Raw genomic sequence first — 301 nt, 5'->3', positions numbered from 1 at the left:
CGAGGGTGAGCTGTATACGCTGGAACGCATAGACTTCAGCCATGAGTCGGAAGTGTCTGCGGCGATTGAGGCCAAAGTAAATGAAATTCAGGCGGGGATTCATTTAAGCGAAGGACCGCTGATGAAGCTGGGGCTGTTCCATTGCCCAGATGGAGATCATTTGCTGATAGCTATTCATCACTTAGTAGTAGATACCGTTTCTTGGCGCATTTTGTTCGAGGATCTTACGACAGCCTACGAACAAGCATTGAACGGACAACCGACTCGTCTTCCGCACAAAACGGATTCGTTCCGTACCTGG

General features: G+C 49.5%; 1 protein-coding gene. It reads left to right on the top strand.

Translation table 11 applies throughout. From position 1 onward, the window contains the following. Positions 1-301, top strand: a 301-nt coding sequence (locus tag HFD99_RS25115; protein ID WP_167441086.1) for a condensation domain-containing protein, incomplete at both ends; no start/stop codon positions are given.

It is taken from the genome of Paenibacillus sp. EKM301P, from assembly GCF_011800295.1.
GTDB lineage: Bacteria > Bacillota > Bacilli > Paenibacillales > Paenibacillaceae > Paenibacillus > Paenibacillus polymyxa.
This window is presented reverse-complemented; position numbering and strand designations above follow the sequence as displayed.